Raw genomic sequence first — 19,417 nt, forward strand, 5'->3', positions numbered from 1 at the left:
CGGCCGACCCCGCTCCGGCCGGCCCGCGCGGTGACGGGCGCGTCCGCGGACGCGCCCGTCACCGCGCGCTCACCAGTACCACCTCCAGGGTGCGCGGACCGTGCACCCCCTCCACCCGGTCGAGTTCGATGTCGCTGGTGGCGGACGGCCCCGAGATCCAGGTCAGCGGGCGGGCCGGGTCGAGCCGCTCCAGGCCCTGCGGCACGGAGGACACGACCTGGCCGGGGACGCGTACGACACAGATGTGGTGGTCCGGGACCAGCGTGATCCGGCGGCGGCCCTGGTCCGGGCCGCCGTCCAGCACGATGGTGCCGGTCTCGGCGATCGCGACGGCGCACGCCGTGACCACGCTGTCGACGCGGTCCAGTGCGGCCGGGGTGTCCGCGGCGCTGTCGGGCATCCGCGTGACGTCGGCGGCCGCGAGCCACGCCGGGTCCAGACCCGCCGGCACGGCGACCGACGCCGCGCCCCGTCCGGCCAGCAGCCGGGCGATCGTCGCGGGCAGTTCGCCGGCCGTGCAGCGGTGCACCAGCGCCCGGTAGTCCGCCAGGTTCTCCGCCAGCAGGTCCACCGTCCGCCCGGCGCTCCGGTTCCCGTGCTCGCGCAGGTAGTCGCGCCGCACGGCCCGGTCGTACGGGGTGTCGTCCCGCGGCACGTCGGCGAGCGCCCGCCGCACCCGGGCCAGGATCAGGTCCCTGCTGCTCACTTCGAGGTGTCCTTTCCGCCGTGTGTCCGCTGCCACCAGTCGCGGAACGGCTCCGCGGGAACCTCCGGCACCGAGCGGGTGTCGCTCCACGCCCGGCCGGGACCGGGCAGCGTCCGCGGATGGAAGCGGCGCGTCCGGGACGCCAGCCGCTGACCGGCGCGCAGCACGCCCGGACGGCCGAACGCCCACCGCGCGGCCCTCATCGCCGCCCGCTCGGCGGCGTGCCCCTTCGCCGGCTTGACCAGGACCCTGACGCCCTCGCGGGTCACGGGGCCGCCCTGCACGACCCGTTCCCGCAGGTGCACCAGCACCTCCGGGATGTCGATCGCCACCGGGCAGACGTCGTAGCAGGCACCGCACAGCGACGAGGCGTACGGCAGTGAGGCGTCGATCTCGCTGCCGGTGCCCCGCAGCTGGGGGCTGAGGATCGCGCCGATCGGGCCCGGGTAGACCGAGCCGTACGCGTGGCCGCCCGCCCGCTCGTACACCGGGCAGACGTTGAGACACGCCGAGCAGCGGATGCAGCGCAGGGCCTGGCGGCCCACCTCGTCGGCCAGGGTGTCGGTGCGCCCGTTGTCGATGAGCACCAGGTGGAAGTCCCGGGGACCGTCGGCGGTACCGGAGTCCGTGGTGCCCGTCCACGTGGAGGTGTACGGGTTCATGCGCTCGGCGGTCGAGGAGCGGGGCAGGGTCTGCAGGAAGACCTCCAGGTCCCGCCAGGTCGGCACGGTCTTCTCGATGCCGACGACCGAGATCAGCGTCTCGGGCAGGGTCAGGCACATCCGGCCGTTGCCCTCGGACTCCACCACGACCATGGTGCCGGTCTCGGCGACCATGAAGTTGGCGCCGGAGATGCCGACCTTGGCGCGCAGGAACTTCTCGCGCAGGTGCAGGCGCGCGGCGTCGGCCAGCTCGGCGGGCGTGTCGGTCAGGCCCTCCGGCGCCGGACGGCCCCACGCACCCATCTCGCGGGCGAAGATGTCGCGGATCTCGCCGCGGTTGCGGTGGATGGCCGGGACCAGGATGTGCGAGGGCCGGTCCTCGCCCAGCTGCACGATCAGCTCGGCGAGGTCGGTCTCGTAGGCGCGGATGCCCTCGGCCTCCAGCGCCTCGTTGAGGCCGATCTCCTGTGTGGCCATCGACTTGACCTTGACGACCTCGCTCTCGCCGGTCGCCTTCACGAGGCCCGTGACGATGCGGTTGGCCTCGTCCGCGTCGGCGGCCCAGTGCACGGTGCCGCCCGCCGCCGTGACCGACTCCTCCAGCTGCACCAGGTAGCGGTCCAGATGACGGAGCGTGTGGTCCTTGATCTGCTTGCCGGCCTCGCGCAGCTCGGCCCAGTCGGAGACCTCCGCGACCGCGGTCGCGCGCTTGGCGCGGATGGTGTGCGTCGCGTGGCGCAGGTTGCCGCGCAGGGTCTCGTCGCGGACGGCTTCGTGCGCGGCCTTCGGGAAGGCCGGCATGCCGAGGTACGTCCCGCCGCTCATACCGGCTCCTCCTGCGTGCTCGCCAGGATCTCCGCGATGTGCACCGGACGCATGCCCGTCCGGAGCCGGGTCATGGTGCCGCCGATGTGCATGAGGCAGGAGTTGTCGGCGGCGCACAGCACGTCGGCGCCCGTCGACGCGGCGTTGCGGACCTTGTCGGCGCCCATCGCCGCCGACACGTCCGCGTTCTTGAGGGCGAAGGTGCCGCCGAAGCCGCAGCACTCGTCGGCGCCCGGCAGCTCCCTCAGCTCCAGTCCCCCGACGGACTCCAGCAGCCGGCGCGGCCGGTCGCCGAGGCCCAGACCGCGCAGTCCGTGGCAGGTGGGGTGGTACGTGACGGTGTGCGGGTAGTACGCGCCCACGTCCGTCACGCCCAGTACGTCCACCAGGAACTCGGTCAGCTCGTACGTCCTCGGCACGACCGGGGCCAGGGCGGTGGCGAGGCCGTCGCCGCGGCCCTCGGCGCGGGCGCGCGCCCCCATCCGCGGGTACAGCTCGCGCACCATCGCGCCGCACGACCCGGAGGGGGTCACGATCGCCTCGTACCCGCCGAACACCTCGGAGAAGTGCCGGGCCAGCGGTTCGGCCTCGTGCCGGTACCCCGTGTTGTAGTGAGCCTGTCCGCAGCAGGTCTGCGCCATCGGGAAGTCGACGTCCACGCCCAGCCTGGTCAGCAGTTTCACCACGGCGCGGCCGGTGTCCGGATAGAGCGTGTCGTTGACACAGGTCAGGAACAGGGCGACACGCATCGCGGCTCCTCGGGGTCGGTCGTCGGATGGATGCACGGTACGCGGCGCTGAACCGTGCCGGAACGAGCTGCGTCCGCTGTGGGTCGTCGGGTGCCGGTCGGCCGTGGCCGGGCGCGCCCCGCGGCGGAGCCGCAGACCGATACGGCCCCGCGCCCCTGAAGGGGCGCCCGTGCGGAGGCGGTTCCATGTCACCGGCCCAGACGGCTCTCCGCCGCCTGCCACGCCGTCGTGGTGCCCCGGGGCTCGTAGCGGGTCAGGGGCTGGGTGCGGGACAGCAGGGCGCGCATCTCCGCGCGGTCGCCGACCTGGCCGTGTGCCCGGGCCTGGACCAGGACGTTGCCCAGGGCCGCCGCCTCCGGCGGGCCCGCCACGACGGGGAGGCCGCAGGCGTCGGCGGTGAGGCGGCACAGCAGGGCGTTGCGGGCGCCGCCGCCGACGATGTGCACGACGTCGACGGGGTGACCGGCCAGCTCCTGCGCCTGGAGGACCGCCCTGCGGTGGGCGAGGGCGAGCGAGTCGAGGATGCACCGGGTGGTCTCGGCGGGTGACCGGGGCACGGGCTGCCCCGAGTCGCGGCAGGCGTCGGCTATCCGGGACGGCATCCGGCCGGGGGCCAGGAACGCCGCGTCGCCCGCGTCCACGACCGACCGCAGCGCAGGCGCCCCGGCCGCGGCGGACAGCAGGTCGTCCAGGCCGGGGTTCCCCCACTCGCGCAGGCACTCCTGGAGCAGCCACAGGCCCATGATGTTGCGCAGGTAGCGGACCGTGCCGTCCAGCCCCAGCTCGTTGGTGAAGTTCGCCGCGCGGCTCTCCTCCGTGAGGACGGGGGCCGCCAGCTCCAGGCCCGCGAGGGACCAGGTGCCGGTGCAGATGTACGCGAACCGCTCGCCCGTGGCCGGGACGGCGGCCACCGCGGACGCGGTGTCGTGCGAACCGACCGCCGTCACCGGTACCGGTCCCGTCAGCCCGGTCTCCTCCAGCACGTCAGGACGCAGCAGACCCGCCGGGTCCCCGGGCCGCCGCAGCGGCGCGAACAGCTTCAGGTCGACACCGAGGCGCGCCGCGACGTCGTACGACCAGTCGCCGGTGCGCGGGTCGATCAGCTGGGTGGTGGAGGCGTTGGTCAGCTCCGTGCCGGCCTCGCCGGTGAGCCAGTACGTCAGCAGGTCCGGGATGAGCAGCAGGCGCTCCGCGTGCGCCAGCTGCGCGGAGGAACGGGCCGCCACCAGCTGGTACAGCGTGTTGAAGGGGGCGTACTGGAGTCCGGTGGCCGCGTACAGCTCGGCGGCGGGCACGGTGGCCCACACCTGTTCCGCGACGCCCCGGGTCCGGGTGTCGCGGTAGTGCACCGGGTTGCCGAGCAGTGCCCCGTCGGCGTCGAGCAGGCCGTAGTCCACGGCCCAGCTGTCGATGCCGACCGAGTCGACGTGCCCGGCCGCGCGCAGCCCGTCGAGGACCCCCGCGTACAGCGCGAGGACGTCCCAGCGCAGGCCCTCGGGGGTGCGCACCGGCCGGTTCGGGAAGCGGTGCGCCTCCGTCAGCTCCAGCGAGTCGGGGCCGACGCGGCCGACCATGACGCGTCCGCTGGACGCGCCGAGGTCGACCGCGGCGTACGACTTCACGGCCGCCTCCCGGGTCGTGTCCGTCATCGCAGGAACGCGGCGGCGACGCCGGCGTCGACCGGGACGTGCAGACCGGTGGTGTGCGTGAGGTCGCCGCCCGTCAGGGCGAAGACGGCGTTCGCGACGTGCTCGGGCAGGACCTCGCGCTTGAGGATGGTCCGCTGGGCGTAGAACTCGCCCAGCTTCTCCTCCTCGATGCCGTAGGTGGCCGCGCGCTGCGCGCCCCAGCCGCCCGCGAAGATCCCGGAGCCGCGGACGACCCCGTCGGGGTTGACGCCGTTGACGCGGATGCCGTGCTCGCCCAGCTCGGCGGCCAGCAGCCGCACCTGGTGGGCCTGGTCGGCCTTGGTCGCCGAGTAGGCGATGTTGTTCGGGCCGGCGAAGACCGCGTTCTTGGACGCGATGTAGACGACGTCGCCGCCAAGGCCCTGCGCGATCATCACCCGGGCTGCCTCGCGCGAGACGAGGAAGGAGCCGCGGGCCATGATGTCGTGCTGGAGGTCCCAGTCCCCGGCCGTGGTCTCCAGGAGCGGCTTGGAGATGGAGATGCCGGCGTTGTTGACGACCAGGTCGACGCCGCCGAAGGCGAGGACCGCCGCCTTGAACGCCTCGGCGATCTGCTCCTCGGAGGTGACGTCCACGGTGACGGCGACGGCCTTGTCGGGACCGCCGAGCGAGGTGGCGACCCGGGCCGCGTTCTCCGCTTTCAGGTCCGCGATCACCACGCAGGCGCCCTCGGCGACGAGCCGCTCGGCGATCGCCCTGCCGATGCCGCTGCCGGCACCGGTCACGAGCGCGACCCGGGTGGCGAGCGGTTTGGGCTTCGGCATCCGCCGGAGCTTGGCCTCCTCCAGGGCCCAGTACTCGATGCGGAACTTCTCGGACTCCTCGATCGGCGCGTACGTCGAGACGGCCTCCGCGCCGCGCATCACGTTGATGGCGTTGACGTAGAACTCGCCCGCCACGCGCGCGGTCTGCTTGTCCTTGCCGAAGGAGAACATGCCGACGCCGGGGACCAGCACGATCGCCGGGTCCGCGCCGCGCATGGCGGGGGAGTCGGCGTCGGCGTGCCGCCGGTAGTAGGCCGCGTACTCCTCGCGGTACGCCGTGTGCAGCTCCTTCAGCCGCGCGACCGCCTCGTCCAGCGGGACGGTGGGCGGCAGGTCGAGGACGAGCGGCCGGACCTTCGTCCGGAGGAAGTGGTCCGGGCAGGAGGTGCCCAGGGCGGCGAGGCGCGGGTGCTCGGCGCTCGCGAGGAAGTCGAGGACGACCTCGGAGTCGGTGAAGTGGCCGACCTGGGGGCGGTCCTGGGAGGCCAGTGAGCGGATCACCGGGGCGAGGGCGGCGGCCCGCTCCCGGCGCTCGGCGGCGCCGGGAGCCGCGTACCCGTCGAGGACGGGACCGAACGGCTCGGCCTTGCCGCGGGTGGCGAGGAATTCCTCGGCGGTACGGATGATGTGCAGCGAGTTGCGCTCGCACTCCTCTGCGGTGTCACCCCACGCGGTGATGCCGTGCCCGCCCAGGATGCAGCCGACGGCCTGCGGGTTGGCCTCCTTGACGGCGGCGATGTCCAGCCCCAGCTGGAAGCCGGGCCGGCGCCACGGCACCCACACCACGCTGTCCCCGAAGCACTCGGCGGTCAGCTTCTCCCCGTCGGCCGCGCAGGCGAGCGCGATCCCGGAGTCGGGGTGCAGGTGGTCGACGTGGGCGGCGTCCACGAGCCCGTGCATCGCGGTGTCGATCGAGGGGGCGGCCCCGCCCCTGCCGTGCAGGCAGTAGTCGAACGCGGCGACCATCTCGTCCTCGCGCCCGACGCCCGGGTACACGTCCTTCAGCGCCAGCAGCCGGTCGAGCCGCAGCACGGCGAGCCCGCCCTCGGTGAGGGTCCCCAGGTCGCCGCCGGAGCCCTTGACCCACATCAGCTCGACGTCGCCACCGGTCACGGGGTCGGTGCCGGTCCCCTTGGCGGAGGTGTTCCCGCCCGCGTAGTTGGTGTTGCGGGGATCGGCACCGAGCCGATTGGACCGCCCGAGCAGAGCAGCGGCTTCAGGATGGGTTGCCATGTTCCGGTTCCTTAGAAGAAGAGAGAGGGAAAGCCCGCAAGGGGCGCGGGGAACTGCGCGACCAGCCGAAACGGACCAGCGGTCGGCTCCGGGCCTCAGGTCCCGCGGCGAGCGGACCGCGGGGGCAGCAGGCGGGGTGGGCGGCTACGCCCCCCACCCCGCCTGCTGCCCCCCGACCCGCTCCTCGGCGATCTTCCCCGCCCAGCCGCAGGCGTGGTACGCCGCGATCGGGTCGGCAGCCAGCCCGAGCTCCTCGCGGACCTCCGCGACCAGCGGCCGCACGTCCGTGTTGTACGCGTCCATCAGGACGGCGTTCGCGGCGAGCACGTCCCCGTCGCGCTGCGCGGCGGCCAGCGCGTCCCGGTCGACGAGCAGCGCCTTGGCCGTGGCCTCCTGCACGTTCATCACGGAACGGATGATCGCCGGGATCTTCGCCTCGATGTTGTGGCACTGGTCGAGCATGAACGCCACGTCCGGCGTGAATCCGCCGCCCCGGATGACCTCGTACATGATGCGGAACAGCTGGAAGGGGTCCGCCGCGCCCACCATCAGGTCGTCGTCCGCGTAGAACCGCGAGTTGAAGTCGAACGCGCCGAGCCTCCCCTCCCGCAGCAGCGTGGCGACGATGAACTCGATGTTGGTGCCCGGCGCGTGGTGCCCGGTGTCGACGACGACCTGGGCCTTCGGGCCGAGCTTGAGGCAGTGGGCGTACGCCGTGCCCCAGTCCGGCACGTCGGTCGCGTAGAAGGCGGGCTCGAAGAACTTGTACTCCAGCAGCATCCGCTGGTCGTCCCCGAGGCGCTCGTAGACCTGGGCGAGACCCTCGGCGAGCCGGTCCTGGCGCTCGCGGATGTCGTCCTGGCCCGGGTAGTTCGTCCCGTCGGCGAACCACAGCTTCAGGTCCTTCGACCCCGTGGCGTCCATGATGTCGACGCATTCGAGGAGGTGGCCGACGGCCTTGCGGCGCACCGCGGCGTCCGGGTGGCAGATGCTGCCCAGCCTGTAGTCGTCGTCCTGGAAGGTGTTGGAGTTGATCGCGCCGAGCTTCAGGCCGCGCTCCTCGGCGTGCTTCGCCAACGCTGCGTAGTCGTCGACCCTGTCCCAGGGAATGTGCAGCGCCACGGTCGGCGCGGCCCCCGTGAACTCGTGCACCTTCGCGGCGTCGTCCAGCTTCTCGAAAGGATTGCGCGGGACCCCGGGCTGCGCGAACACCTTGAAGCGGGTTCCCGAGTTCCCGTACGCCCACGACGGCGTCTCTACTGCCTGGGTCTTGAGGGCGGCTTTCACCGCGGCGAGCTCGGTCACTTCGGGGCTCCTGTGACTTCCGTTGTGGCATCGGGTCTGAACGACTTCTGAACACCATGGCTCTGAAACGATTCAGAAGGCAGAAGCTATGAGCCCCCTGAAAGGCTGTCAACCCCTCCGACGTCCGCACCTTGTCGTGACTCGGTTGTGACCTTTGGCTATCGAAAATTTCGACCGGTACCCATTGACGTGACCTGGGCTACATGTCTAACGTCCCGGCAACCTAGTTGAAACCTTTCACGACGTCGTGAGGCCGCATCGCCCGCGTCGTTGAGGAGCCCTCATGACTGACCGGTCCGACGCGGGTCCGGCCCCCGTACTGGCACTCAAGGACATCTCGAAGTCCTTCGGTGCCGTACGCGCCCTGCGGGACGTGTCCCTGGAACTGTTCCCCGGCGAAGTGCACGCACTCGCCGGTGAGAACGGCGCGGGCAAGTCGACCCTCATCAAGACGCTCGCCGGCGTGCACCGACCGGACGCCGGTCAGGTGCTCCTGGACGGCGAGCCCACCGTCTTCCACGGTCCCGCCGACGCCCGCGACGCGGGTATCGCGGTGATCTACCAGGAGCCCACGCTCTTCCCCGACCTGTCGATCGCCGAGAACATCTTCATGGGCCGCCAGCCGCGGCGCGCGCTCGGCCGGATCGACCACAAGGCCACGCACGCCGCGACCCTGGCCCTCATGGAACGGCTCGGCGTCGAACTCGACCCCGACCGCCCGGCCCGCGGCCTGTCCATCGCCGACCAGCAGATCGTCGAGATCGCCAAGGCGCTCTCCTTCGACGCCCGCGTCCTGATCATGGACGAGCCGACCGCCGCGCTCACCGGCAGCGAGGTGGCCCGGCTCTTCAAGGTCGTCCGCACGCTGCGCGAGCAGGGCTCGGCCGTGCTGTTCATCTCGCACCGCCTGGAGGAGATCTTCCAGATCTGCCGGCGCGTCACGACCCTGCGCGACGGCGCCTGGATCTCCAGCGAACCGGTCGAGGGCATGACCGAGGAGGACCTCGTGCGCCGCATGGTCGGCCGCGACCTCGACGAGCTCTACCCCAAGCAGGACGTGCAGGCCGGCGAGGTCGCCCTGAGCGTACGGCGGCTGACCCGCGAGGGCGTCTTCACCGATGTCTCCTTCGACGTCCGGCGCGGTGAGATCGTCGGCCTCGCCGGACTGGTCGGCGCCGGGCGCACGGAGGTCGCCCGGGCCGTCTTCGGCGTCGACCGCCGGGACGCCGGGGAGGTCGAGGTCGACGGCAGGAAGCTCGCCAACGGAGCGCCCTCCGCCGCCATGGCCGCCGGTCTCGCCCTCGTCCCCGAGGACCGGCGGGCCCAGGGCCTGGTGATGGACATGTCCATCGAGCGCAACATCGGCCTCACCGGACTGCGTACGACCGCCAGGGCGGGACTGATGGACCGCGGGGCCGAGCGCAGCCGCTCCCTCGACTGGGCCGTCAAGCTCCAGGTCAAGTACGCCCGGATCGCGGACACCGTCAACACGCTGTCCGGCGGCAACCAGCAGAAGGTCGTCCTGGCCAAGTGGCTCGCCACCGGCCCCAAGGTGCTGATCGTCGACGAGCCCACCCGGGGCATCGACGTCGGCACGAAGGCCGAGGTCCACCGGCTGCTCAGCCGGCTGGCCGCCGACGGGGTGGCCGTCCTGATGATCTCCTCCGACCTGCCCGAGATCCTCGGCATGGCCGACCGGGTCCTCGTCATGCACGAGGGCCGGCTCACCGCCGAGATCGCCCGCACCGACGCCACCGAGGAAACCGTGATGGCCGCAGCCACCGGGAGGGCGGCGTGAGCGACGCACGCGCGGCTGCCGGGCCGCAGACGAACACGACGCCCGCACCCCCGCGCCGCGTGGGCGGAGAAGCGAACGAGAGGAGGACGGCGTGACGGTCACCGCTCCCAACCCCGCTCCCGCCGCCGAGGTGCCCAGGTCCAGCGGCACCCGGCTGGTGGACCGCGTCTTCAGGATGCGGGAACTGGCCATCCTGGTCGTCTTCCTGGTGATGATCGTCATCACCCAGATCGGCAACAGCGACTTCCTGTCCGAGCAGGGCATCAAGGACCTCCTGCTGAACGCGACCATCCTCGTGCTGGTCGCCACCGGCCAGTCGCTGGTCGTCATCACCCGCAACGTCGACCTGTCGGTCGGCTCCACGCTCGGCATCAGCGCCTTCGCCGCCGGCACCTATCTGCAAGGCGGCGGCGACTCCGCCGTCGCCGTGCTCCTCGCGGTCCTGCTCGGCGTCGGCTGCGGCCTGGTCAACGGGCTGCTCGTCAGCCTCGGCCAGGTGCCCGCGCTCGTCGTCACCCTCGGCACGCTCTACATCATCCGCGGCATCGACTCCATCTGGGTCGGCTCCCGCCAGATCACCGCGGCGGGCCTGCCGGACGAGTTCGTCGACTTCGGCTCCGGCGGCATCTCCGCGGTGCCGTACCTGGCGCTGATCGCACTGGCGGTGCTCGTCGCCACGGCGTACTACCTCAAGCACTTCGGCGGCGGCCGCGAGCTGTACGCCCTCGGTTCCAACCCGGAGGCCGCCCGCCTCGCCGGCATCCCCGTCCGCAGGCGGATCCTCGCCGCGTACACCTTCTGCGGCGCCCTCGCGGGCCTCGCGGGCGCGCTGTACCTCGCCCGGTTCGGCAACGTCGACTCCGGAACGGGCAACGGCTACGAACTCACCGTCGTCAGCGCGGTCGTGGTCGGCGGCGTCGTCTTCACCGGCGGCTCCGGCAGCGTCTACGGCGCGGCGCTCGGCGCGCTGCTCCTCACCTCCGTCAACAGCGTGCTGCCCGCCCTCGGCGTCAGCTCCGTCTGGGTGCTCGCCATCAACGGCATCCTGCTCATCCTCGCCATCGCGGTCGACCGGATCGTCGCCCTGCGGGTGGCGACCGCCCTGAAGAAGAGGAACGCCCGCCATGGCTGACTCCGCACTCACGCGCGCCGTCCGCCGGTCCGCCCTGAAAAGGTGGGATTCGGCGGTGGGCGCCCTCCTGATCGTCGTCCTGCTGCTGTCCTTCACCACCGTGGACGGCTTCGGCAACGCCCTCAACCTGTCGTTCCTGATCGGCAACACGCTCCCCATCGCGCTGATCGCGCTGCCGATGACGATGCTCGTGGTGTCCGGTGAGATCGACCTCTCGGTGGCCTCCACCGCAGGACTGTCCGGCGCCGTGATGGGGGCCCTGTGGAACCAGGGCATGACCATCGAGACGATCATCCCGATCTGCCTGCTCCTCGGCGTGGTGTGCGGGCTGGTCAACGGGCTGCTGGTGACCCGCCTCGGACTGCCGTCCCTGGCCGTCACCATCGGCACCCTCGCCGCCTACCGGGGCATCGCGCAGATCGTGCTCGGCTCCGACGCGGTGACCGACTTCCCCTCCCCGTACCTGGACTTCGCGGCCGGACGCATCGGCGACACCTTCGTCCCGTACGCGCTCCTGCCCTTCCTCGTGCTGCTCGCGATCGCCGTGGTCGCGCTGCACGCCACCCCGTTCGGGCGATCCCTGTTCGCGGTCGGCGCCAGCGAGGAGGCCGCGCGGTTCGCCGGCATCCGCGTCAGGCGGCAGAAACTGATCCTGTTCACCGTCACCGGGCTCATGGCCTCGCTGACCNCGGCATCCGCGTCAGGCGGCAGAAACTGATCCTGTTCACCGTCACCGGGCTCATGGCCTCGCTGACCGGCGTCTTCTGGGCGCTGCACTACGCCAGCGCCCGCTACGACAACGCCACGGGACTCGAACTCTCCGTCGTGGCGGCCGTCCTGCTCGGCGGCATCGACTTCGACGGCGGCAAGGGGACGCTCGGCGGAGCGATCGCCGGAGTCTTCCTGCTCGGGGCGCTGCAGAACGTGATGAGTCTGCAGGACGTCTCCGCGCAGTCGCAGATCGTCGTCACCGGTGTGCTGCTCGTCCTGTCCGTGCTCGGGCCCCGGGTCGCGCGGCAGATCTCCCTCGCGCGGGCCGGACGCCGGGCGGCGCGGAGTTCCACCGGCTAGGTCGTGCGAAACCTGCGGGCCGGCTGTGGCTGATCGCACCCCGCGGCTGAGCCGCACATGAACACAGTCCCGCGCCCCTTCGGGGCACCCACCGTACTCACCCTTGTAAAGGACCCACCATGCGCAAGTCCTCCGTCCGTCGAGCCTGTGCCGTTCTCGCCGCCTCCACCTCCCTGGCCCTGGCCCTCACCGCCTGCGGCGGTGGCACCTCCAAGGACGACGTCGAGAAAGAGGGCGGGTCGAACGCCTCGGCCGGCAAGGCCGACCCGAACGCGGCCACCAAGAAGGGCCTGACCGTCGGTTTCCTGCCGAAGCAGGTCAACAACCCGTACTTCACCTCCTCCGACAAGGGCGGCGAGAAGGCCCTGATCGAGCTGGGCTCGAAGTACAAGGAGGTCGGCACCAGCAGCGGCACCGACACCTCCGGCCAGGTCTCCTACGTCAACACGCTCACCCAGCAGCAGGTCGACGCCATCGCCGTCTCCGCGCAGGACCCGGGCGCCCTGTGCACCGCGCTCAAGCAGGCCATGAAGAACGACATCAAGGTCGTCACCTACGACTCGGACACCAAGGCCGACTGCCGCAACGTCTTCGTCTCGCAGGCCAGCGCCGAGGACCTGGGCCGTACCGAGGTGCAGTTGCTCGCCGAGCAGATCGGCTACAAGGGCGAGATCGCGATCCTGTCCGCGGCGCAGACCGCGACGAACCAGAACACCTGGATCGACTTCATGAAGGACGAGCTGAAGGACCCGAAGTACAAGGACATCAAGCTGGTCAAGACCGCCTACGGCAACGACGACGCCCAGCAGTCCTTCCAGCAGACCCAGGGCCTCCTCCAGGAGCACCCGAACCTGAAGGGGATCATCTCCCCGACCACCGTGGGCATCAAGGCCGCCGCCCAGTACCTGTCGGGCTCCAAGTACAAGGGCAAGGTCAAGCTGACCGGCCTCGGCACCCCCAACGACATGCGCAAGTACGTGAAGAACGGCACCGTCGAGGCCTTCGAGCTGTGGGACCCGGCGAAGCTCGGCGAGCTGGCCGCCCGCACCTCCGTCGCGCTGGTCTCCGGCCAGATCAGCGGCAAGGAGGGCGAGACCTTCAAGGCCGGCGGCATGGGCGAGTACACCATCGGCAAGGACGGTGTGATCAACCTCGGCAAGCCGACCGTGTTCAACGCGAAGAACATCGACCAGTTCGACTTCTGACAGCTTCTGACAGCTTCTGACGACGGGCACCCCCCCACGACCCCGGAGCGGTACTTCATGCAGCGCGTCTGTTTCCTGCTCAAGGTCCGCGAGGACCGGCTCGACGAGTACCGCGAGAGGCACACCACCGTGTGGCCCGAGATGCGGGAGGCGCTCTCGGCCACCGGCTGGCACAACTACTCGCTCTTCCTGCGCGAGGACGGTCTGCTGGTCGGGTACCTGGAGACCGAGGACTTCGCCGCCGCGCAGGCCGGCATGGAGGCCACCGGGGTCAACGCCCGCTGGCAGGCCGAGATGGCGCCGTTCTTCGAATCGCTGGACGGCGCCCGTCCCGACGAGGCCATGAAACCGCTCGCCGAGGTGTTCCACCTCGACTGACCCACCGTGCTCTTCCCACGCTCGTTCTCCTCGTCCCCACACGCCCGGGAGGCCCGGACATGAAGAGACGCACCCTGCTCACGACCGCCCTGCTCTCCGCCGCCGCGGGTCCCGCCCTCGCCGGTACCGCGGGGGCGGCCGCCCCCGGCCCCTCGGTCACCCGGAGAGCCACCACCACACTCGACGAGCGGGCCGTCTACTTCGTCTCCTACGACGGCCTGGTCAACAACAACTCGTTCCAGAAGAACGGCCTGCTCACCCACAAGGGGTACCAGTACGCCGTCTGGTACACCGCGGACCGCAACGCCGTCGTCGGCCGCCGGGCGCTCGGCGCGAGCACCTGGTCGACCGTGAAGGTCGGGCACACCCTGCGCTACGACGACTCCCACAACGTCATCTCCATGGGGCTCTCGAAGACCGACGGGCGCCTGCACCTCAACATGGACTCCCACAGCGACGGCTTCACCTACGTGAAGTCGGTGGCCGGGCTCATGGACGATCCGGCGGGTCTGTCCTGGACCGCGAGCCGGTTCGGCGCGCCGCGGTCCACCCTGGACGGGCTCCCGCTCACCTCGCAGTTCACCTACCCGCAGTTCGTCGCCGTGCCCGACGGGAGGCTCCAGCTCAGCTACCGCACCGGGGTCTCGGGCAACGGCCGCCACGCGCTCGCCGAGTACAACGGCAGTACGTGGACCGACCTCGGCGAGTGGAGCAGCTCGACCGGCACGTACACCAGCGCGCACGGCTCCAGCACCGTCCGCAACATGTACCTGCACGGCATCGACTACGACCGCAACGGCCGGCTGCACTCCTTCTTCACCTGGCGCGAGCAGAACGGCGCGGTGATGTGCAGCCCCGGCGGCCTCACCAACCACGACACCGGCTACGTCCACTCGGACGACCGCGGCCGCACCTGGCGCAACGACGCCGGCGCGGTCGTCGGCACCACCGGCGGCTCCGACAAGGTCGCCGTCACCGACAGCGGCCTGGTGGTGGACCCCCTCGGCCCGGACCACTCCCTGATGAACCAGGAGAGCCAGGCCACCGACTCCGCCGGCCGGCCGCACGCGATCATCAGTTACGTACCGGGCCGCTTCGGGCAGTGCACCACGGACTACGCCGGCGACCGGAGGGCCAACGGGCGTGCCTTCCACGTCCGCAGGACCGCCACCGGCACCTGGCGCAAGACCGAGATACCGGTCCCCCTGAACTCCAGTCAGCGCACCCGGCTGGTCCTCGACAGGTACGACAACGCGTACGCCGTCCTGCCCTTCGGGCGGATCGCCGCCGCGTCCGCCGCCTCCGGGCACACGGACTGGACGACCCTGTTCGACGGCGGCGGGCTGAACGCCTTCGGCGAGGTCGTCGTCGACGAGACGAGGATCGCCCAGGACGGCGTGCTGTCCATCCTGTACCAGGTCAAGTCCACTGGTACGACGCCCTCGGCGCTCCGTGTCATCGACTTCGGACTGCCCGCGTGACGGAGTCCGTTCCGGGTGGGCGCGCGGGTAATGTGACTGCGTGCCCACCACTCCCCGTTCCCCCGGAGGTAACCGCCTGATGGCCCAGTCGGTGGGTATCAAGGACGTCGCCCGAGTCGCCGGAGTCTCCGTCGGCACGGTCTCGAACGTCATCAACCGCCCTGACACGGTCGCCTCCGGGACCCGCGCGCGCGTGCTCTCCGCGATCGACCGGCTCGGCTACGTCCGCAGCGAGTCGGCGCGCCAGCTGCGCGCCGGGCGCAGCCGGATCATGGGCCTGCTCGTCCTCGACATGGGCAACCCCTTCTTCGTGGACGTGGCGCGCGGCGCCGAGCGGGCGGCCCGCGAGGCCGGGCTCGGTGTGATGGTCTGCAACAGCGCGCAGAGCGCCGGCGAGGAGGCCGACTACCTGTCGCTCTTCGCCGAGCAGCGGGTGCGGGGGGTCCTGCTGACCCCCGCCGACGCGACCGGCCGCAACATAGACGCGTTCCGCCGCCACGGCATCCCCTTCGTCCTCGTCGACCGCGTCGCGCAGGGCACCACGGAGTGCTCGGTGTCCGTGGACGACGTCGCGGGGGGCGCCCTCGCCGTACGGCACCTCGTCGACGCGGGCCACCGCTCCATCGCGTACGTGAGCGGCCCGCCCGGACTCACCCAGGTCACGGACCGCCGTACCGGCGCCCTGAACGCCTTGGCCGAGGCGGGACTGGGCCCGGAGTGCCTGCGCGAACTGCCCACCGAGCGGCTCGACGTGGCCGCCGGCCGTGACGCGGGAGCCCGGCTCCTCGGGCTGGCCGAGCGCCCGACCGCCGTCTTCTGCGCCAACGACCTGCTCGCCCTCGGCGTCCTGCAGGCGATGTTCGCGGCCGGTGTGGGCGTCCCGGACGACCTCGCGATCGTCGGCTACGACGACATCGAGTTCGCGGCCGCGGCGGCCGTCCCGCTGACCTCGGTGCGGCAGCCCGCCGTCACCATGGGCGCGCTCGCCGCGGAACTGCTCCTGGAGGAGACCGGGGCCGGGACGGCGCCCGTCCCGCACCAGCACCGGCGCGTGGTGCTCCAGCCGGAACTGGTGGTCCGGCGATCGAGTCTGCTGCCGCGCTGAGCGGTCGTTCAGTACGTTCGCGGCCGGCGGCCTGATCAGCCGGTCAGTACGATTTCTTGATCCCCGCTCTCGGCTCGCCGGAGGACTTGTGCTGAACTGGGTCGCGGTCAGGAATCCGTCCGTCTCGGGAGCCCCTTTTGAGTGCCAGTTACCGTCAGCCCGGTGTCGTCCTCAGCGACCGCCGGTTCACCGTGCCCCTCGATCACGACGTCCCCGACGGGGAGACGATCGAGCTGTACGCCCGTGAAGTGGTCGCGAGCGACCGGGTGGACCGGGACCTGCCCTGGCTGGTGTACCTGCAGGGCGGTCCGGGCTTCGGCGCCAACCGCTTCGTCGGCAGGCAGGCATGGCTCGGCCGTGCCCTGGAGGAGTTCCGCGTCCTGCTCCTGGACCAGCGCGGCACCGGCAGTTCCACGCCCGCCAACCGGCAGACCCTCCCACTGCGCGGCGGTCCCCGGGAACAGGCCGACCACCTCGCCCTGTTCCGCGCCGACTCCATCGTCCGCGACTGCGAGGCGATCCGCCCGGCCGTCACCGGCGGCGCCCCCTGGGCCGTCCTCGGCCAGAGCTTCGGCGGCTTCTGCGCGACCCACTACCTCTCCGCCGCCCCCGAGGGCCTCAGCACCGCCCTGATCACCGGAGGGCTGCCCACCCTCCACGGCCACGCCGACGACGTCTACCGGGCCGCCTATCCCCGTATCGAGCGCAAGGTCGCCGCGCACTACGCGCGCTACCCCCAGGACGTCGAGCGGGCCCGGCGGATCGCCGAGCACCTCCTGACGCACGAAACGGTCCTGAACGGCGGCTACCGGCTCACCGTCGAGGCATTCCAGTCCCTCGGCATCCTCCTCGGCGGCGGCGAGGGCACCCACCGGCTGCACTACCTGCTGGAGAACGCCTTCGTCCGCACCGCTCAGGGACCGGCCCTCTCCGACGCCTTCCAGGAGGAGGTCCGGTCCCAGCTCTCCTTCGCCGGGCATCCCCTGTACGCGCTGGTCCACGAGGCGTGCTACGCCCAGGGCGACCGTCCCACCGCCTGGTCCGCCGAGCGGGTCCGCGCCGACTTCCCCCAGTTCGACGCGGCCAAGACCCTCGCGGGCGACGGCCCGCTCCTCTTCACCGGTGAGTCGATCCACCCCTGGACCTTCGACTGCGACCCCGCCCTGCGGCCCCTGCGGGAAACGGCCGACCTGCTCGCCGGGCGCACCGACTGGCCCGTCCTGTACGACGCCGACCGCCTCGCCGCCAACGAGGTCCCCGTCGCCGCGGCCGTCTACCACGACGACATGTACGTCGACACCGCCCATTCCCTGGAGACGGCCCGTACGATCCGCGGCCTGCGCACGTACGTGACGGACGAGTTCGAACACGACGGCGTGCGGGCGGGCGGCCCGAGGGTCCTGGACCGCCTGCTGGCCCTGGCTCGGGACGAGGTCTGAGGCGGGACGAAGTCCGGGGCGGGACGAGGTCCGAGGGACGCGCCGGGCGCCGGCGGACCCCATGATCGGCGGGGCCACGCGCTGCGTAGGCTGGGGGACATGCGAGACGAACCCGGCAGCACGGTACCCGCCCCCGCGGAACTGACGGCGGACTGCGCGCGGTGCTTCGGCCTGTGCTGTGTCGCGCTGCCCTTCACCGCCTCGGCGGACTTCGCGTTCGACAAGGAGGCCGGGAGCCCGTGCCGGAACCTCCGTGCGGACTTCGGCTGCGGCGTCCACACGGAACTGCGGCAGCGCGGTCTCAACGGCTGCACGGTCTACGACTGCTTCGGCGCCGGCCAGAAGGTCTCGCAGCTCACCTTCGGCGGTGAGGACTGGCGTTCGGGGTCGGGGGAGCGCGCCCGGCTGATGTTCGACGTGTTCCGGACCGTGCGGCAGCTCCAGGAACTGCTCCGGTACCTCACCGAGGCATTGGGTGTGCCCGCGGCCCGCCCGGTCCACCCCGACCTGCGCCGCGCGCTCGACCGGACCGATGCGCTCACCCGCCGGCCCCCGGAGGAACTGGCCGGGCTGGACGTGGCGGTGGTCCGCCAGGACGTCAACGTCCTGCTGCTGCGCACCAGCGAGCTGGCCCGCGCCGCCGCCGCCCGGGACGCCGAGGGTGACACGGGTGACACGGAAGGCAAGGGCGGCAAGGACAAGGGGCGCAGGAGGCCCAAGTCCAGGAAGAAGAAGGAGTACCGGGGCGCCGACCTGATGGGCGCCCGGCTCAGGGGCGCGGACCTGCGGGGTGCCGACCTGCGCGGCGCGTACCTCATCGCCGCGGACCTGACGGGCGCCGACCTGCGTGGCGCGGACCTGATCGGCGCCGACCTGCGTGACGCCGACCTCACCGACGCCGACCTCACCGGTGCCCTCTTCCTCACCCAGCCGCAGCTCGACGCGGCCAGGGGCGGCGCCGGTACCGGGCTCCCGGCGTCGTTGGCCCGCCCCGGCCACTGGACCGCGTGAGTCCGGCGGCCCGCCGGCGGCCCGAGTGACACGAACGCGCCACGAACGGCGCCGCGTGGTTGGCGTACACCCTGATCTTCGATAGGTTAGGCAAGGCTTACCTAATGGAGGTTATGGGATGGGTGACCGTCACAGCTCGACGGCCGCACCGGCCACGGCTCGACGTGCCAGGTCGGTGCTCGCCGCGGCGTGGTCCTGCGCGGTGACCGCGGAAGGCGGCCGGGAGGAGTTCATCGGGGTGCACACCGTCGCGGAGGACGGCCGGGTGCTGCTGCACCTGCCGGACGACAGCGCGCTCGCCACGGCCGCGATCTGCGCACCGCGCGGCGAGCCGTCCGCCGTCCTGGAGTTCGCCGACGTCGCACCCGTCCCCGTGCGCCACCGCATCCGCGCACGCCTGTGGATGGCGGGCTGGTTCGCGCCCGAGGACGGGCACCTGGTGTTCCACCCGACACGCGTCGTGCTGCGCGAGCCCGGCGGGGCGGTCCTCGTCGGCCTCGACGAGTACGCCGCCGCGGAGCCCGACCCGCTGGCCCTCGCGGAGGCGCAGCTGCTCACCCACCTCGCCGACGCCCACCCGGACGCCGTGGAACGGCTGACCCGGCTCGTCGAACCGGACAGCCTGCACGGCGCCGTACGGGTGCAGCCGCTCGCCGTCGACCGCCACGGGCTGACGCTGCGCATCGAACGCGCCCGCGGTCACGGCGACGTACGCCTGCCCTTCCACCTGCCCGCGGACGACGTCGGGCAGCTCACCGAGCGCATGCACGTCCTGCTCGCCCGGGCGAGCGGCGCCGGCGGCTGCCCGCGTGCGCTGCAGCGCACGCGCACGGAACGCGACGGGTGACGCGGACGCGCCCGCCGC

15 protein-coding genes and 1 pseudogene are annotated in these 19,417 nt (G+C 71.9%); 10 read left to right on the forward strand and 6 right to left on the reverse strand.

The annotated features are described in order from the left end of the window. Window positions 1–58: 58 nt before the first annotated feature. From KM933_RS27420 to rhaI, 6 genes are all read right to left on the reverse strand, one after another. On the reverse strand, window positions 59–706 hold the full coding sequence (locus KM933_RS27420) for a LutC/YkgG family protein (RefSeq protein ID WP_221356943.1): 648 nt from the start codon (window positions 704–706) through the stop codon (window positions 59–61). Beyond that, the gene (locus KM933_RS27425; protein ID WP_221356945.1) at window positions 703–2,193 is read right to left on the reverse strand and encodes a LutB/LldF family L-lactate oxidation iron-sulfur protein; all 1,491 of its coding nucleotides are present in this window, start codon (window positions 2,191–2,193) and stop codon (window positions 703–705) included. The genes KM933_RS27420 and KM933_RS27425 overlap by 4 nt, the downstream gene beginning before the upstream one ends. Beyond that, window positions 2,190–2,942 (reverse strand): (Fe-S)-binding protein, encoded by a 753-nt coding sequence (locus tag KM933_RS27430; RefSeq protein WP_221356947.1) that lies wholly within the window; start codon window positions 2,940–2,942, stop codon window positions 2,190–2,192. Before KM933_RS27430 ends, KM933_RS27425 begins: the two co-directional genes overlap by 4 nt. A 188-nt stretch (window positions 2,943–3,130) precedes the next feature. Then, window positions 3,131–4,591: a rhamnulokinase gene (locus tag KM933_RS27435; protein ID WP_221356948.1), complete on the reverse strand. Its 1,461-nt coding sequence runs from the start codon at window positions 4,589–4,591 to the stop codon at window positions 3,131–3,133. After that, the gene (locus KM933_RS27440) at window positions 4,588–6,627 is read right to left on the reverse strand and encodes a bifunctional aldolase/short-chain dehydrogenase (protein WP_221356950.1); all 2,040 of its coding nucleotides are present in this window, start codon (window positions 6,625–6,627) and stop codon (window positions 4,588–4,590) included. The genes KM933_RS27435 and KM933_RS27440 overlap by 4 nt, the downstream gene beginning before the upstream one ends. Window positions 6,628–6,771: 144 nt before the next feature. Continuing rightward, complete coding sequence (rhaI, locus tag KM933_RS27445) at window positions 6,772–7,932, reverse strand: L-rhamnose isomerase (RefSeq protein WP_221356952.1); 1,161 nt, start codon at window positions 7,930–7,932, stop codon at window positions 6,772–6,774. 283 nt (window positions 7,933–8,215) lie between these two features. Between rhaI and KM933_RS27450 the strand changes: the two genes are divergently transcribed. The 10 genes and pseudogenes from KM933_RS27450 to KM933_RS27495 all read left to right on the forward strand — a co-directional run bounded on the left by KM933_RS27450 (window position 8,216) and on the right by KM933_RS27495 (window position 19,399). Then, a complete protein-coding gene (locus KM933_RS27450) occupies window positions 8,216–9,730 on the forward strand; it encodes a sugar ABC transporter ATP-binding protein (protein ID WP_221356954.1) in 1,515 nt (504 codons plus the stop codon). A 91-nt stretch (window positions 9,731–9,821) separates the two neighbouring features. Then, window positions 9,822–10,862: an ABC transporter permease gene (locus KM933_RS27455; protein ID WP_221356956.1), complete on the forward strand. Its 1,041-nt coding sequence runs from the start codon at window positions 9,822–9,824 to the stop codon at window positions 10,860–10,862. Then, window positions 10,855–11,933 (forward strand): annotated as a pseudogene (locus KM933_RS27460) (ABC transporter permease). Before KM933_RS27455 ends, KM933_RS27460 begins: the two are co-directional and overlap by 8 nt. 119 nt (window positions 11,934–12,052) lie before the next feature. Continuing rightward, window positions 12,053–13,138, forward strand: coding sequence for a rhamnose ABC transporter substrate-binding protein (gene rhaS / locus KM933_RS27465; protein WP_221356957.1), 1,086 nt, complete (start codon window positions 12,053–12,055; stop codon window positions 13,136–13,138). Window positions 13,139–13,195: 57 nt separating this feature from the next. Next, a complete protein-coding gene (locus tag KM933_RS27470; RefSeq protein ID WP_221356959.1) occupies window positions 13,196–13,516 on the forward strand; it encodes an L-rhamnose mutarotase in 321 nt (106 codons plus the stop codon). Between the two features lie 59 nt (window positions 13,517–13,575). Beyond that, window positions 13,576–14,997, forward strand: a complete 1,422-nt coding sequence (locus tag KM933_RS27475) for a BNR repeat-containing protein (RefSeq protein WP_221356961.1) — start codon at window positions 13,576–13,578, stop codon at window positions 14,995–14,997. A gap of 79 nt (window positions 14,998–15,076) precedes the next feature. Further along, window positions 15,077–16,102 (forward strand): LacI family DNA-binding transcriptional regulator, encoded by a 1,026-nt coding sequence (locus tag KM933_RS27480; RefSeq protein WP_221356963.1) that lies wholly within the window; start codon window positions 15,077–15,079, stop codon window positions 16,100–16,102. Window positions 16,103–16,239: 137 nt separating this feature from the next. After that, window positions 16,240–17,541, forward strand: a complete 1,302-nt coding sequence (locus tag KM933_RS27485; RefSeq protein ID WP_221356965.1) for an alpha/beta fold hydrolase — start codon at window positions 16,240–16,242, stop codon at window positions 17,539–17,541. A gap of 99 nt (window positions 17,542–17,640) precedes the next feature. Then, window positions 17,641–18,552, forward strand: a complete 912-nt coding sequence (locus KM933_RS27490; protein ID WP_221356967.1) for a pentapeptide repeat-containing protein — start codon at window positions 17,641–17,643, stop codon at window positions 18,550–18,552. Window positions 18,553–18,670: 118 nt separating this feature from the next. Continuing rightward, complete coding sequence (locus KM933_RS27495; protein WP_221356969.1) at window positions 18,671–19,399, forward strand: DUF2470 domain-containing protein; 729 nt, start codon at window positions 18,671–18,673, stop codon at window positions 19,397–19,399. Window positions 19,400–19,417: the final 18 nt, after the last annotated feature.

This window comes from Streptomyces beigongshangae, from assembly GCF_019710745.1.
In the GTDB taxonomy this organism is placed as follows: Bacteria; Actinomycetota; Actinomycetes; order Streptomycetales; family Streptomycetaceae; genus Streptomyces; species Streptomyces beigongshangae.